Here is a 13,511-nt window from a genome sequence, read left to right as displayed (position 1 = left end):
ATCGCGCGGCTCTGCTTGCCCGAGCCGCCATGGCTCATGCGGAAGGTGACGTCCTTGCCGGTCTTCTGCTTCCAGAATGCGGCAAAGGCCGGGTTGATCGCCTGATAGAGCTCGCGCGTGGGATCGTAGGAGACATTGGTCAGCTCGACCGCGCCCGACTTGGCTCCCCCGCCCGAGCAGCCGGCAAGCAGCAGGCCAAGGCCCAATGCACCGGCAAGGACCACGCGGCGGCGAATAGGAGGAAGTGTGGCGCGAGTGGTCATCTTTTGTACTCCCGTTGGCGTCATGCCTGGGGCTGCCCCCTCGGCGTCGGGTCGTCACTAAACTCAATCAATTAGATAGACGTTGGAGTTCTACTTGGGGACGGAAAAGCGAAGCTTTTGGTTCCACCGACATACCTGCCGGCGCCCCTCCGCCCTGCGATCCGCCCTCGAGCCGTGCCGAGAAGTTATCTCAACTCATGCAGTAGAGAATGAGCACGCGCCCAGGTGAGGTAAAATGTCGATGAAATGAGTAGACATTGATTCGAGGAACATCACCGAGGGGCGCGCGCAGTGCGAGCGGCTCCGAATGGCCTTGTGAAACGACGTCCCCCCACATCTGCCAGTCGGGCATAAGGGCGCCGCACCCCTTGCATGGTCCGCCCCGCCTCGTGCTATGCCGCTAGCATGTCATCGCTCCGTAGCAATCGGTCACCATTCCGCGCTGGAATCCGCCGCAAACCGGCAGATGCTGGGGGGGACAATAGACATGGATGATCCGCAGACGGCGGCGGGCGCGGTTGCAAACGCGAGCACCCCCGCCCCGCCCACCGCACCGCCCGCCTACCGCTTCTTCAACCGTGAGCTGAGCTGGCTGGCGTTCAATCGCCGCGTGCTCGCCGAAGCGCAGAACCCCAATTATCCGGTGCTGGAGAGGCTGCGCTTCCTCTCGATCTCGGGCAGCAACCTCGACGAATTCATGATGGTGCGCGTCGCGGGGCTTGCCGCGCAAGTGCGCCAGGGCATCGACGAGCTTTCGATCGACGGGCTCACCCCCACCCAGCAATTGCACGCGGCCTACCGCGGGGTGGAGGAACTGGTGCGCGCGCAGCAGACGATCCTTGCCGACCTGACCGCACAGCTCGACAGCGCAGGCATCCGCATCGTCGGCGCCCGCAAGCTCGAAAAGGCGCAGGCCGACTGGATGGCGCACTATTTCGAGGAGCATGTCTTCCCGGCGCTCACCCCGCAGGCGATCGATCCGGCGCACCCCTTCCCCTTCATCAACAACCAGGGCACGGGCATTCTCTTCACGCTGGTGCGGCAGGCCGATGGCGAGCCGGTGACCGAGATGATCCTCGTGCCCCCGGCCCTGCCGCGCTTCGTGCGCCTGCCGGGCGCGCCGGCCTGCTGGATCAGCATCGAGGAACTGATCCTGCGCGGCGCGGGCAAGCTTTTTCCGGGCTTCCGCATCCAGGGCCATGGCACCTTCCGCGTGCTGCGCGACAGCGACATCGAAGTCGAGGAAGACGCCGAAGACCTCGTGCGCTATTTCCGCACCGCGATCCAGCGGCGGCGGCGCGGCAAGGTGATCCTGCTGCAGGTGCAGGAAAACTTCGATCCCGAAGCCGAAGCCCTGCTGCGTGACAAGCTGCGGCTGGACCATGCGATGGTGATCAAGGCGGGCGGCCTCCTCGCGATGAACGGGCTTTCGGTGATCGTCGATACCGACCGGCCGGAACTGAAGTTCGAGCCCTATATCCCGCGCTATCCGGAGCGCGTGCGCGAGCATGACGGCGACTGTTTTGCCGCGATCCGCACCAAGGACCTTGTGATCCACCACCCGTTCGAGAGCTTCGACGTGGTGGTCGATTTCCTCCGGCAGGCGGCCTCCGACCCGGACGTGGTCGCGATCAAGCAGACGCTCTACCGCGCCGGCAAGCAATCGGCGGTGATCGCGGCGCTGATCGCTGCTGCCGAGGCGGGCAAGTCAGTCACCGCCGTGGTGGAGCTCAAGGCGCGCTTTGACGAGGAGCAGAACCTCCACTGGGCGAGCCAGCTCGAGCGCGCGGGCGTGCAGGTGATCTACGGCTTTGTCGACTGGAAGACCCATGCCAAGGTCTCGATGGTCGTTCGCCGGGAAGGCGATGGCTACCGCACGTACTGCCACTTCGGCACGGGCAACTATCACCCGGTGACCGCGCGCATCTACACCGACCTCAGCTTCTTCACCGCGGACCCGAAGTTCGGGCGCGACGCGGGCCTGCTGTTCAACTTCATCACCGGCTATATCGAGCCCAAGGCGACCGAGATGCTCGCGATCGCGCCCATCGGCGTGCGCCGCAAGCTCTATGAATGCATCGAGCGCGAGATCGCCTTTGCCGAAGCCGGAAAGCCGGCTTCGATCTGGGCCAAGCTCAACGCGCTGACCGACAGCCAGCTGATCAACCGGCTCTATGCCGCGAGTAGCGCCGGGGTGGAGATCAACCTCGTCGTGCGCGGGATCTGCTGCCTGCGGCCGGGCGTGCCGGGGCTTTCGGAGCGGATCCGGGTCAAGTCGGTGATCGGGCGCTTCCTTGAGCACAGCCGCATCTGGGCTTTCGGCAATGGCGCGCCACTGCCGGGCCGCCGCGCGCGGGTGTTCATTTCCTCGGCCGACGGCATGTCGCGCAACCTTGACCGGCGCGTCGAGGTGCTGGTGCCGATCAAGAATTCGACGGTGCACGATCAGGTGCTCGATCAGGTCATGCTCGCCAATCTGCTAGATACCGAACAGAGCTGGATTCTCGAGCCGGACGGCACCTACCACCGGGCCGAACCGGGCCCGAAGCCCTTCAACGTCCACCGCTATTTCATGACCAACCCCTCGCTTTCCGGGCGCGGCGCGGCGCTGAGCAAGGGCCGCAAGGTGCCCAAGCTGGCCCTGCGGCGCGGCGGGACCTCGCCGGCGTGAGGCCACAGGTGGCATGACCCGCTTCACCCGAACCTCGGCCTATGTGCCCACGCGCGCGATCATCGACATCGGATCGAACACGGTGCGCCTTGTCATCTATGGCGGACCGGCGCGCGCGCCCGATGTGCTGCACAACGAGAAGGTAACCGCGCGGCTGGGCAAGGGCGTGGCGGAAAACGGCAAGCTGAGCCAGCGTGCGATGGCTGCAGCGCTGGCGAGCCTTGCGCGCTATCGCACGCTGCTTGATCTCAAGGGCATCACCGAGATCGATGTCGTCGCAACGGCGGCCTCGCGCGATGCGGCGAATGGCGCGCAGTTCCTTGATCAGATCCGCGCGCTCGGCCTATCCCCGCGGCTGCTGAGCGGCGAGGAGGAAGCGATTACCAGCGCGCATGGCGTGATGGGGGCATTTCCGGGCGCGCAGGGCGTGGTGGGCGATCTTGGCGGGGGCAGCCTCGAACTCGTCGATGTCGACGCAGATGGCTGCCGGCATGGCACGTCGCTACCGCTCGGCACACTGCGCCTGCCTGGCTTGCGCGCGGGGGGTGAGCGCGCGTTCGGGCAGACCATCGCCAAGATGCTCAAGCGCGCGGACTGGCGGGCAGCGCCCGGCTCGACGCTCTATCTTGTGGGTGGTTCGCTGCGCGCGTTTGCGCGGCATGCCATGACGATGTCCGGCTGGCCGATCGACGATCCGCACGGCTTCGAGATTGCCGCACCGCAGGCGCAGGCGCTTGCCAAAGCACTGGCGAAGCGCAAGCCGGAAACGCTGCTGCCGGTGCCGGGGCTTTCAAGCTCGCGCCTGGCCGCGCTGCCCGATACCGCGGCGCTGCTCTTCGTGCTCATCCGGGCGTTGCAGCCGGGACGGCTGGTGTTTTCCTCCTGGGGCCTGCGCGAAGGTGTGCTGTGGGACCGCATGGCGCCCGGCGTGCGGATGCAGGACCCGCTGGTGGCGGGTGCAGCCGCCTTTGCCACCGAATACGGCATTTCAGCCGGGACAGCAGCGATGGTGACCGGCTGGACCGGGGCGGCGCGGCTGCCCGGTGCGGCTGCGGGGACCGAGCATCTGCGGCTCACCGCGACGATGCTGTGCCTTGCCACCGCGATGGTCGAGCCGAACTTGCGCAGCGATCTCGCGCGGGAATGGGCGCTGCGCAAGCGCTGGATCGGAGCGCGTCCGGCAGACCGCGCGATGCTGGCGGCCGCGATGATCGCCAACACCGGACGCTCCGATCTGCCTGCTGATCTCGGCCTGCTGGCAACACCCGAACAGCTGCGCGAGGCGCAGGCCTGGGGCTTTGCCACGCGGCTGTGCCGGCGCTTCAGCGGCAATACCGCGCAAGGGATCAGCGGCAGCGCGCTGCGCGTGGAGGACTCCGCGCTGGTGCTCGCCGTGCAGCCGGAAATTGCGGTGCTGGTGAACGAAGGTGTCGAGCGCGATCTCAAGACCCTTGCCGCGCACCTGGGGTTAAAGCCGGAAGTGCGCTAGCTCTTCTCGCGCTCCGCTTCCGCCTCTGCGGCCGCTAGCACGCGCAGCACGTTGCCCGACCAGATCTTGGCGACATCGGCCTCGCTATAGCCCGCAGCGAGCAGCGCCCGGGTGATCTTCGGCAGGTCGGCGATATCCTCAAGGCCGATCACACCGCCGCCGCCGTCCCAATCAAGGCCGATGCCGACGTGATCGACGCCCGCGACCTTGAGGGCGTGAAGGAGATTGGCCATCACATCATCGAAAGAGGCACGCACTTCCGGATACTTCGCGTCGATCGCGTGGCGCTCGGCGAGCATGGCCTGGCGTTCGGCGGCGGTCAGCTTCCTGTCCTCGGGGTACTTTGCCTCGAGCGCCTTCATCGCGGCTTCGCGCTCTGCGCTCTGCTTCACGCCCTTCACGTAGACCGAATTGATCTGGATGACCCCGCCCGCCGCGGCGAGCGCTTTCAGATGCGCGTCGTCGATGTTGCGCGGGTGATCGAACACGGCCTTGCAGCCCGAATGCGTGAGCACGATCGGTGCCTTGGACAGGCGCAGCACATCATCCAGCGTGCGGTCCGAACTGTGCGAGAGATCGGGCACGACGCCGAGGCGGTTCATTTCGGCGAGCAGCTGGACGCCAAGCGGGCTGAGGCCATCCCACTTGGCCTTGTCGGTCGAGCTGTCGGCAAACTGGTTGGTGCGGAAATGCGCGAAGCCGGCGATGCGCACGCCCATCGCATGGAAGCTGCGCAGAAGCGTGGGATCATCGCCGAGCGGCCAGGCGTTCTCGATCGAGAGGTAGACCACGCGCTTGCCGCTGGCCTTGATCGCCGCGGCATCGGCGGCCTTGCTGGCAAGCGCGAAGCTTTCCGGGTGCGCCGCGACCATCTCGCGGATGGCCGCCGCGCGCAGCAGCGCGAAATCGCGCGCCTTGCGGGTGGATTCCGCATCGAGCGGACCTTGCGGCGTGTAGATCGCCCAGAAGCCGCCATCGAGCCCGCCCTGCTTCATGCGCGGCAGATCGACCTGCGTGTAATCCTGCGCCACCGTGTGCGCATCCATGATCGACCAGCCGGGCAGCGCCAGCGAGGCGGGCGTATCGAGGTGGGAGTCGAGCGTCAGCATGCGCTGCTGGAGCACGGCGGCGGGATCGGCTGCGGCCTTCTTCGGTGCGCTCTGCGCAGGGCCGGCGGCAAGCAGGGCAAGGGCGGCGGACGCGGCGAGCAGGAGCGGTCTGGTTCTCATGCCGGCAACCTTCGCGCTGGCGGGGCGAATGTCAATCAGGCGGGATCGGCGTCGGACTGGGCGGCAGGCAGAGCGCCAGCAAAGGCCGGGAGCGCGAGGGCATGGGCCTCGATCGCTTCCAGCCGGGGAAAGTCCGTCCGGGCGCCGAAGCGGCGGGCATTGGCGAGCTGCGGGATCAGCACGACGTCGGCCAGCGTGACCGCCTCGCCAAAGCAGAACGGGCCGCTGCGCTCCGCGATGAGCTGGGCGCAAGCCGCAAGCCCGCCTTCCATCACCTCACGCGCCCAGGCATCGACCGCCGCCTGATCGAGCCCCCGCGCACGCAGCATGCGCAGCACGCGCAAGTTCTGCACCGGGTGGATATCGCAGGCGATGGCGAGGGCAAAGGCACGGACGCGCGCACGCTCGAGCGGATCGGCGGGCAGCAGCGGCGGCTCCGGAAAGCGTTCCTCGAGATATTCGATGATCGCAAGGCTCTGGGTGAGGACGGCGCCATCGACTTCGAGCGCGGGCACGAGCCCTTGCGGATTGCGCGCGACATAATCGGCGGCGGTCTGCTCATTGATCCGCAGGTCGTGGGGCACGGCTTCCCAGGCCAGACCCTTGAGCGCAAGCACGGTGCGCACCCGCCACGCGGCCGAAGAGCGCCAGTAAGTGTGGAGCACAAGGTTCATCCGACATCCCCAACCAGGCCGCGCGCGAAGCCGATTAGCCAGCAAATCCGCCACTTGTCATCATTTCTATCGAATTAAATGAATCGTAGTCATTCCGGATGTATATCCAGCGTGTCTGTTCATTCCGGACAGATCACCGGGAGCACGCATGTCCGCCGAAATGCCCGAGCAACGCCCGCAGCAGGAGCGCCAGTCAGAGCGTCGCCCGCTGATGGTGCGCGTGCAGTATCGGCGCACGATCGTGCGGCTGGCGGCGCAGATCCTCGACCTTTCGCGCCACGGCTTGCGCCTGGCCGGGATGGAACGGCTGCGCGTGGGCGAAAGCGTGTGGATCACTCTCCCCGGTCTGCCGCCGCGTCAGGCCAAGGTGGTCTGGGTCGACCGCTTCGAGGCCGGCTGCGCCTTTGCCGAACCGCTGCATGAAGCCGTGTTCGACGCGATTGTTGCCGGCCATATGCACTGAGGCTTTCAAGCCGCCCCTGCAGTGAGTAGGGGACAGGAATGCTTCGCCTCACCGAACTCAAGCTTCCCCTCGATCACACCACTGCCGAGCTCGAAGCCGCGATTGCCGAGCGGCTGGAGATCGAGCCTGCCGCCCTGCTGCGCTACAGCGTGGCGAAGCGCGGCAATGATGCGCGGCGCAAGTCGGCGATCAAGCTGGTCTATGCGATCGATGCGAGCGTGACCGACGAGGCGGCCGTGCTGGCGCGCCATGCGGGTGATGTGCATGTCCGCCCCACTCCTGACACCGGTTACCGCTTCCCGATCATGGCGCCGGAAGGCTGGCAGGGTCCGCGCCCGGTGGTGATCGGCGCGGGGCCTTGCGGACTGCTCGCGGCGCTGATCCTGGCGCAGATGGGGCTGAAGCCGATCATCATCGAGCGCGGCAAGGCGGTGCGGGCGCGGACGAAGGACACCTGGGGGCTGTGGCGGCGCAGCGAACTGACACCCGAATCCAACGTACAGTTCGGCGAAGGCGGTGCGGGTACGTTCTCGGACGGCAAGCTCTACAGCCGGATCAAGGACCCGCGCCACCTTGGCCGCAAAGTGCTGACCGAGTTCGTGAAAGCGGGCGCTCCGCCGGAGATCCTGACCGAAGCACATCCCCACGTCGGCACGTTCCGGCTGGTGACAATGGTCATGTCGATCCGCGAGACGATCGAGGCGCTGGGCGGCGAATACCGCTTCGAGACGCGGGTCGAGGACTTCGTCATCGGCAAGGACGAGCGCGGCGAGCGGCAACTGGAAGGGCTTGTCCTTTCCACCGGCGAAGTGCTTGCCGCGCGGCGCGTGATCATGGCGGTGGGCCATTCGGCGCGCGATACCTTTGCCGTGCTGCACAGCGCGGGCGTTCACATCGAAGCCAAGCCCTTTGCCGTGGGTGTGCGCATCGAACATCCGCAGCGGCTGGTCGACGTGGCGCGCTATGGCCCGGGTGCCGGGCATCCGATCCTTGGTCCGGCGGCTTATAGCCTCGCGCACCAGACGAGCCTTGGCCGGTCGGTCTACAGCTTCTGCATGTGCCCGGGCGGGCGCGTGGTGGCGGCGGCCTCCGAACCCGGGCGCGTGGTCACCAATGGCATGAGCCAGTACTCGCGCGCCGAGTTCAATGCCAATTCGGGCCTCGTCGTCGATATCGACCCCGCGCGCGATTATCCCGGCGGGCCGCTCGCAGGCGTCGCCTTCCAGCGCAAGTGGGAGGAGCTGGCCTATGTGGCGGGCGGCAGCAACTACCGCGCACCGGGGCAGAAGCTGGGCGATTTCCTGGCCGGCCGGGCTTCGACAAGCTTCGGTTCGATCACGCCTTCGTACCAGCCGGGGGTGACGCCGACCGATCTGGCGCAGTGCCTGCCGGACTTTGCGATCGCCGCGATGCGCGAGGCGCTGCCCGTGTTCGGCCGCCAGATGCCGGGCTATGACCATCCGGACGTGGTGCTGACGGGCGTGGAAACGCGCACCTCGTCGCCGGTGAGGATCACCCGCGGGGCCGATTTCCAGAGTCTCAATACGCAGGGACTTTACCCGGCGGGCGAAGGCGCGGGCTATGCGGGCGGCATTCTCTCGGCCGCGGTCGACGGCATCCGCGTGGCTGAAGCGCTGGCGATGGACCTGCTAGACCAAAGTTCGAAGCTTCAGCCCGCAAACTCGCGCGCATAGGCGCTGAGCAGGGCTTCACGCAGCGAGCCAAGCGTTGGCAGATCGAGCTCGTTCAACTGCGCGATGCCAACGATCTCGTCCGCACCGTAGCACTGCGAAAGCGCGATCACCTCGCTCTTCACCTTCTTGCCCAGTGGCTTTGACCAGAAGGTCAGGACGGTCGGCAAGGCGCGTTCGGTCGGGTCTTCATCAACCACCATCGCGATACGGCCAGAGCGCAATTCCACGAAAGCGCCGATCGGATAAATGCCAACCATGTCGATGAAATTGGCCATGATTACAGGATCGAGGCCATCGCCAAACTCGCCCATATGGCGGATCGCCTGGGCCGGATCGAGGCCGGATCGGTGATCCTTGCCCGCAACGAGGAGATCATAGGTGTCGCAGATCGCCGCCATTCGCGAGAGTTGGTCTATCTGGTCTCCTGACAAGCGGTTGGGATAGCCGCAGCCATCAAGCCGCTCATGGTGGCGCATGCAGACTTTGAGCACGGCCTCCGGAATATCGCCTGCCGCCTTCAGCAAGGCATGCCCGGCGAGCACATGCTGGCAATGCAAATCCGTTTCGGGATTTGCTGTAATGCCCGACCATTCGTCCTCAGGATGAGGCGGACCGCCGGTTTCCTGATTGGCGCCGATATCCATGAGGAGACCGGCCATCCCCGCCTCGCGCGTTTCGGCAGCAGAGAGGTTCATCTGCCGCGCAAGCGCGATCATCAGCGCGCTGGTGGCAAGCGCGTGACGGTAGGTCTCCTCGCTGTCCTCGCGGCAGCGCAGCAGGCCGTTGAAGGCATAGAGATTGCGCTGAACCGAAGCGTAGATATCGTCGATCAGCGGATCGACCGTGCGCGCGCTGATACCGCGACCGAGGCGAGCTTCGAGGAAGACGCGGCTGACAAGCTTCGAATGGCGCTCGGCGATCTTGCGCGCGGTGCCGAATTCCTTCGCTGTGGCGACACGGGCTGCAGCAAACTTGTTGGCAGCAGGGCGCGGCGCAATCAATGGCATGCCGCGCAGCTGTTGCAGCGGTGCCGCGCTGGCCATGACCGGTTCGCGCTCGGGCACGTTGTTGAGCCCGCGTTCGGTGTCGATGATCACCGTTCGGACCGAACTAGCCAGCAACGCTTCGAGCATCCACAGCTCTTGGAGCACAAAGCGTCTCTTCCAGAAGGGATGCCTGAACCAGTTCCCTTCCAGCCTCTGGATGAACATGCCGAGTCGGAGCTCGGAGGTTTCGACGCGTTTCAGCATGGCGCATTCTCAATGCACCGATGATGCTGCAACCAATTGACTTGGGAGATACGCATTCTCCCTGATACGTGAATGCATTGGGTGATTTCCCTGCCGCGAAATCTTGGCTAGCGTTGGAAAGACAAGACAATCACGAGGGTGACCTGATGAACAATGCGCCGAGCGCCACCGTCAATGCCGGCATGGACCCTGACGTTTTCGCGCAGTTTCTCGAACAATTGCAGCGCTACGTACGCGAGCGGCTGATTCCGGCCGAGGCACAGGTGATCGCGGGCGATGCCATCCCCGAGGACCTCCTGGCCGAGATGCGCGACATGGGCCTGTTTGGTCTGACCATGCCCGAGGAATACGGCGGGGCGGGCATGAGCATCAGTCAGTACATCGAGACGATCCACGCGATCAGCTATGCCATGCCGGCGTTTCGTTCGATCATCTCGATCAACATCGGCATGGTCTGTTCGGCGATCAAGAACGCGGGGACGGCCGAGCAGAAGGCCGAATGGCTGCCACGACTTGCGGCGGGCGAGATCGCGGCATTTGGCCTGACCGAGCCGGGTTCGGGTTCGGATTCGGCGGGCCTTGCGACCATGGCGGTACGATCGGGCAATGGCTATGTGCTCAATGGCACCAAACGCTACATCACCAATGCGCCCTACGCGAAAGTGGGGCTGATCATGGCGCGCACCTCGAAGGAGAACCTGCCGCGCAACGCCCATGTCTCGGCGTTTCTCGTGCCGCTCGATACGCCGGGGGTGACGCGCGGCAAGTCCGACAAGAAGATGGGCCAGCAGGGCAGCCACATTGGCGATATCATCCTTGAGGACGTCTTCGTGCCCGGCGACGCGCTGCTCGGCGGCGAGGAAGGCAAGGGCTTTGCGACTGCCATGCAAAGCCTCGACAACGGGCGGCTATCAGTCGGTGCGGCCGCGACGGCGCAGGCGCGGCGGTTCCTCGATACGGCGATCCGCTATGCCAATGAGCGTAAGGCCTTTGGTGAGCCGATTGCGCAGTTCCAGCTGATCCAGGCGATGCTGGCAGACAGCCAGGCCGAAATCTATGCCGCGCAGTGCATGATGCGCGATGCCATCGCCAAGGCCGATTCCGGGCAGAAGATCCTGATGGAAGCCGCTGCGTTCAAGATGTTCGCTTCGGAAATGTGCGGCCGCGTGGCGGATCGCTGTGTGCAGATCCACGGCGGGGCGGGCTATCTGGCCGAGTACGAGGCCGAGCGCTTCTTCCGCGATGCGCGCATCTACCGCATCTACGAGGGCACCACGCAGATCATGCAGCTGGTGATCGCCAAGCAGATGCTGAAAGACTTTGCCGCGGGGGTGGGCTGAGCCTCACACATCCGGCGTGTTGCAGGCCTCCGCATCGGGCACGCCAAGCGCGACGAACTGATCGAGCAGCCAGCGCGCGGCGGGCCCGGGGGGTGTATCGCGGCGCCAGATCGCAGTGAAGCGATAGGCGCCGCCTGGGTGATCGGGCATGGCGAGGCGGACCAGCGTACCTGCGGCCAGATCGCCCTCGATCATCGGCAGCGGCATGTTGCCCCAGCCAATCCCCTCGCGCAGCAGGGCGTGCTTGGCGCCGAGATCGGCAAGCCGCCAGGTCTTGGAACTGACAACACCGAAATCGCGGCCTGCCGTCGTGCCCGAGCGGTCCGAAAGGACGAGCTGGATGTAGTCTCGCCCTGCGCCGGGGTGAATCTCGGTCATCCGACCAAGCGGGTGATCGGGCGCGGCGACAGGGACAAGCAGCGTGGCGCCCGCGACCTTGCCGTCGATCTCGGGCACTTCGGCGGCGAGCGGACCGGAGATGCCGATGGTGGCGGTGCGCGCGAGGACCATTGCGCTGATCGCGCCGAGTGCCTCGACATGGAGCCGGAGCTGGACGGTCGGGAATTCGGAGGCAAACCCGCGCAGGACGGTGGCCAGCCGCTCGGGCGGGACCATGACATCGACCGCGAGATCGACTTCGGCTTCCAGCCCATCGAGCAGGCCCTTCACTTTGGCGCGCAGACCATCGACGCCCTGGGCAATGGTGCGGGCTTCGGCAAGGAGCGCGCGGCCGGCCACGGTGAGCTGCGGCTTGCGCGTGCCCTCGCGGTCAAACAGGGAAACGCCGAGCTGGGCTTCCAAATTGGCAATGCCGTAGCTGATCACCGAAACCGCCCGGCCCAAAGTGCGGGCGGCGCCGGCGAAGCTGCCGGTATCGACAATCGTGAGGAAGATGCGCAACTGATCGAGCGTGGGGGTGCCGGGATTGGCCATCGTTCGGCTCCATAGAACAAATCGGTCCAATTTATCCCACTGAACAGGAAAGCGGGCAAGCGCTATATCGGCTCCAACAGAGGCGCCCCGCCCTTCCCGGCCGGCGGCGCCGGACAGGAGACAAGACCATGATCGAACTTCGCCCCTTCTCGAGCCTCGGCGGTGCCAACCACGGCTGGCTCGATGCCAAGCACCACTTCTCGTTCGCAGAATACCATGATCCGGCGCGGATGCACTGGGGCAACCTGCGCGTGTGGAACGACGATACCATCGCGCCGAAGACCGGATTCCCGCCCCACCCGCACCGCGACATGGAAATCATCACTTATGTCCGCGAAGGCGCGATTACCCATCAGGACAGCCTTGGCAACAAGGGCCGCACCGAAGCGGGCGACGTCCAGGTGATGAGCGCGGGCACCGGCATCCGTCATTCGGAATACAACATGGAGGACGTCACCACGCGCATCTTCCAGATCTGGATCATGCCCACCCGCAGCGGCGAGGCTCCGGGCTGGGGCGCACGTCCTTTCCCCAAGGGTGAGCGGGCCGGCCAGTTCGTAACCCTGGCCTCGGGCTATGAAGGCGACGGCGATGCCCTGCCGATCCGCACTGACGCGCGCGTGCTGGGCCTCACCTTGCGCGCCGGCGAAACTGCCAGCTACCCGATCGGAAAGGACCGCAAGGCCTATCTGGTTCCGGCAACCGGCGCGGTGAGAATCAAGGACGTGACCGTGAATGCCCGCGACGGCGCGGCGATTCGCGATTTGGACGTGGTGACGCTGACCGCGCTTGAAGACAGCGAAATCGTGATGGTCGACGCGGCCTGACGAGTAAGCGGGGAGCTTCGGACCAGATCCGGGCTCCCCGCGAGCCTCATCGGCAGAATTATTGCGCAATGCGCATGACTGAAAGACCATCCATAACGGATCATTTACCGTTCCTGGTCCATTATGGTTCGAAGGCGCCGACTTGCGCTGCATGGCAAGTTTCTAGGTGATGGTGCGGTAGATGTCTTTCATGGCTCCCATTCCACCGACTGACCAGGTTGTGCGCGAGCAACGCCAGCCACGGATCATCCGTGCACGGCTGGTGCATCGGGATGGCGAAGTGCAGGATATCGTGATCCGCAACGTCTCAGCCACCGGTCTCGGCGCCAGCGCACGCGGACCCGCACCGGTGCGCGGCGAACGCGTGACGGTGGTGCTGCCGGGCGAACAGGAAGTTGTCGGAATCGTCCGCTGGTTCGGCGGCCACACGTTCGGCATGCAGCTTGATACACCGCTCGATTTCGAAGCGCTGGGCCGTGCACTGCAGCGGCAGGCGCATGTCGCGCAGGTTTCCGGCGAATGGAAAGTCGAGACCCGCCACCGCGTCTATACCCCGATGACCGATCCTTCGCGCATTCGCCGCGTCTGATCGCCATCACCCCCGCTGAACCCCCGCATCAGACTTGCTTAATGGCGACCGGCGCGCTCCGCACCGGTTGACCGCTTCCGCACGTGCGC

11 protein-coding genes and 1 pseudogene are annotated in these 13,511 nt (G+C 65.6%); 7 read left to right on the top strand and 5 right to left on the bottom strand.

Features of this window, described 5'->3' with window-relative positions:
• A pseudogene (locus tag K5Q19_RS20495) lies at positions 1-263 on the bottom strand (hypothetical protein); the annotation flags it as partial.
• 487 nt (positions 264-750) lie between these two features.
• Between K5Q19_RS20495 and K5Q19_RS20490 the strand changes: the two are divergent.
• Positions 751-2,934: an RNA degradosome polyphosphate kinase gene (locus tag K5Q19_RS20490; protein WP_292949051.1), complete on the top strand. Its 2,184-nt coding sequence runs from the start codon at positions 751-753 to the stop codon at positions 2,932-2,934.
• Positions 2,935-2,947: 13 nt separating this feature from the next.
• Positions 2,948-4,423, top strand: coding sequence for an exopolyphosphatase (locus K5Q19_RS20485; protein WP_292949048.1), 1,476 nt, complete (start codon positions 2,948-2,950; stop codon positions 4,421-4,423).
• Here K5Q19_RS20485 and K5Q19_RS20480 read toward each other — a convergent pair.
• Positions 4,420-5,652: a dipeptidase gene (locus K5Q19_RS20480; protein WP_292949045.1), complete on the bottom strand. Its 1,233-nt coding sequence runs from the start codon at positions 5,650-5,652 to the stop codon at positions 4,420-4,422. The genes K5Q19_RS20485 and K5Q19_RS20480 overlap by 4 nt on opposite strands.
• A 35-nt stretch (positions 5,653-5,687) precedes the next feature.
• Positions 5,688-6,326 carry a maleylacetoacetate isomerase gene (maiA, locus tag K5Q19_RS20475; RefSeq protein ID WP_292949042.1) on the bottom strand — a complete coding sequence of 213 codons (639 nt, stop codon included), beginning with the start codon at positions 6,324-6,326 and terminating at the stop codon, positions 5,688-5,690.
• Positions 6,327-6,474: 148 nt separating this feature from the next.
• On the opposite strand from maiA, the gene K5Q19_RS20470 reads away from it, so the two are divergent.
• Both K5Q19_RS20470 and K5Q19_RS20465 read left to right on the top strand, forming a co-directional pair.
• Complete coding sequence (locus K5Q19_RS20470; RefSeq protein ID WP_292949039.1) at positions 6,475-6,789, top strand: PilZ domain-containing protein; 315 nt, start codon at positions 6,475-6,477, stop codon at positions 6,787-6,789.
• A 38-nt stretch (positions 6,790-6,827) separates the two neighbouring features.
• Positions 6,828-8,483, top strand: a complete 1,656-nt coding sequence (locus K5Q19_RS20465) for an FAD-dependent protein (RefSeq protein WP_292949036.1) — start codon at positions 6,828-6,830, stop codon at positions 8,481-8,483.
• On the opposite strand, the gene K5Q19_RS20460 is transcribed toward K5Q19_RS20465, so the two are convergent.
• Positions 8,459-9,733 (bottom strand): DUF3391 domain-containing protein, encoded by a 1,275-nt coding sequence (locus K5Q19_RS20460; protein WP_292949033.1) that lies wholly within the window; start codon positions 9,731-9,733, stop codon positions 8,459-8,461. The two genes, K5Q19_RS20465 and K5Q19_RS20460, sit on opposite strands and share 25 nt — an antisense overlap.
• 146 nt (positions 9,734-9,879) lie before the next feature.
• Between K5Q19_RS20460 and K5Q19_RS20455 the strand changes: the two genes are divergently transcribed.
• A complete protein-coding gene (locus K5Q19_RS20455) occupies positions 9,880-11,073 on the top strand; it encodes an acyl-CoA dehydrogenase family protein (protein WP_292949030.1) in 1,194 nt (397 codons plus the stop codon).
• A 3-nt stretch (positions 11,074-11,076) separates the two neighbouring features.
• On the opposite strand, the gene K5Q19_RS20450 is transcribed toward K5Q19_RS20455, so the two are convergent.
• Entirely contained in the window at positions 11,077-12,006 is a 930-nt protein-coding gene (locus K5Q19_RS20450) for a LysR family transcriptional regulator (RefSeq protein WP_292949027.1), read from the bottom strand.
• Between the two features lie 128 nt (positions 12,007-12,134).
• Here K5Q19_RS20450 and K5Q19_RS20445 point away from each other — a divergent pair, with 128 nt between their 5' ends.
• A complete protein-coding gene (locus K5Q19_RS20445) occupies positions 12,135-12,833 on the top strand; it encodes a pirin family protein (RefSeq protein WP_292949024.1) in 699 nt (232 codons plus the stop codon).
• Between the two features lie 190 nt (positions 12,834-13,023).
• Positions 13,024-13,422: a PilZ domain-containing protein gene (locus tag K5Q19_RS20440; protein ID WP_292949021.1), complete on the top strand. Its 399-nt coding sequence runs from the start codon at positions 13,024-13,026 to the stop codon at positions 13,420-13,422.
• Positions 13,423-13,511 lie beyond the last annotated feature (89 nt).

This window comes from Novosphingobium sp. (assembly GCF_019748365.1).
Lineage (GTDB): Bacteria > Pseudomonadota > Alphaproteobacteria > Sphingomonadales > Sphingomonadaceae > Novosphingobium.
The sequence above is the reverse complement of the archived record's forward strand: the minus strand, read 5'-3'. Positions and strand labels throughout refer to the sequence as shown.

Bases quoted from the DNA above. Each gene is read 5' to 3' on its own strand.
- K5Q19_RS20465 (WP_292949036.1), top strand. From the start codon at position 6,828: ATGCTTCGCCTCACCGAACTCAAGCTTCCCCTCGATCACACCACTGCC.
- K5Q19_RS20450 (WP_292949027.1), bottom strand. From the start codon at position 12,006: ATGGCCAATCCCGGCACCCCCACGCTCGATCAGTTGCGCATCTTCCTC.
- K5Q19_RS20440 (WP_292949021.1), top strand. From the start codon at position 13,024: ATGGCTCCCATTCCACCGACTGACCAGGTTGTGCGCGAGCAACGCCAG.
- K5Q19_RS20490 (WP_292949051.1), top strand. From the start codon at position 751: ATGGATGATCCGCAGACGGCGGCGGGCGCGGTTGCAAACGCGAGCACC.
- K5Q19_RS20480 (WP_292949045.1), bottom strand. From the start codon at position 5,652: ATGAGAACCAGACCGCTCCTGCTCGCCGCGTCCGCCGCCCTTGCCCTG.
- maiA (WP_292949042.1), bottom strand. From the start codon at position 6,326: ATGAACCTTGTGCTCCACACTTACTGGCGCTCTTCGGCCGCGTGGCGG.
- K5Q19_RS20460 (WP_292949033.1), bottom strand. From the start codon at position 9,733: ATGCTGAAACGCGTCGAAACCTCCGAGCTCCGACTCGGCATGTTCATC.
- K5Q19_RS20455 (WP_292949030.1), top strand. From the start codon at position 9,880: ATGAACAATGCGCCGAGCGCCACCGTCAATGCCGGCATGGACCCTGAC.
- K5Q19_RS20470 (WP_292949039.1), top strand. From the start codon at position 6,475: ATGTCCGCCGAAATGCCCGAGCAACGCCCGCAGCAGGAGCGCCAGTCA.
- K5Q19_RS20485 (WP_292949048.1), top strand. From the start codon at position 2,948: ATGACCCGCTTCACCCGAACCTCGGCCTATGTGCCCACGCGCGCGATC.
- K5Q19_RS20445 (WP_292949024.1), top strand. From the start codon at position 12,135: ATGATCGAACTTCGCCCCTTCTCGAGCCTCGGCGGTGCCAACCACGGC.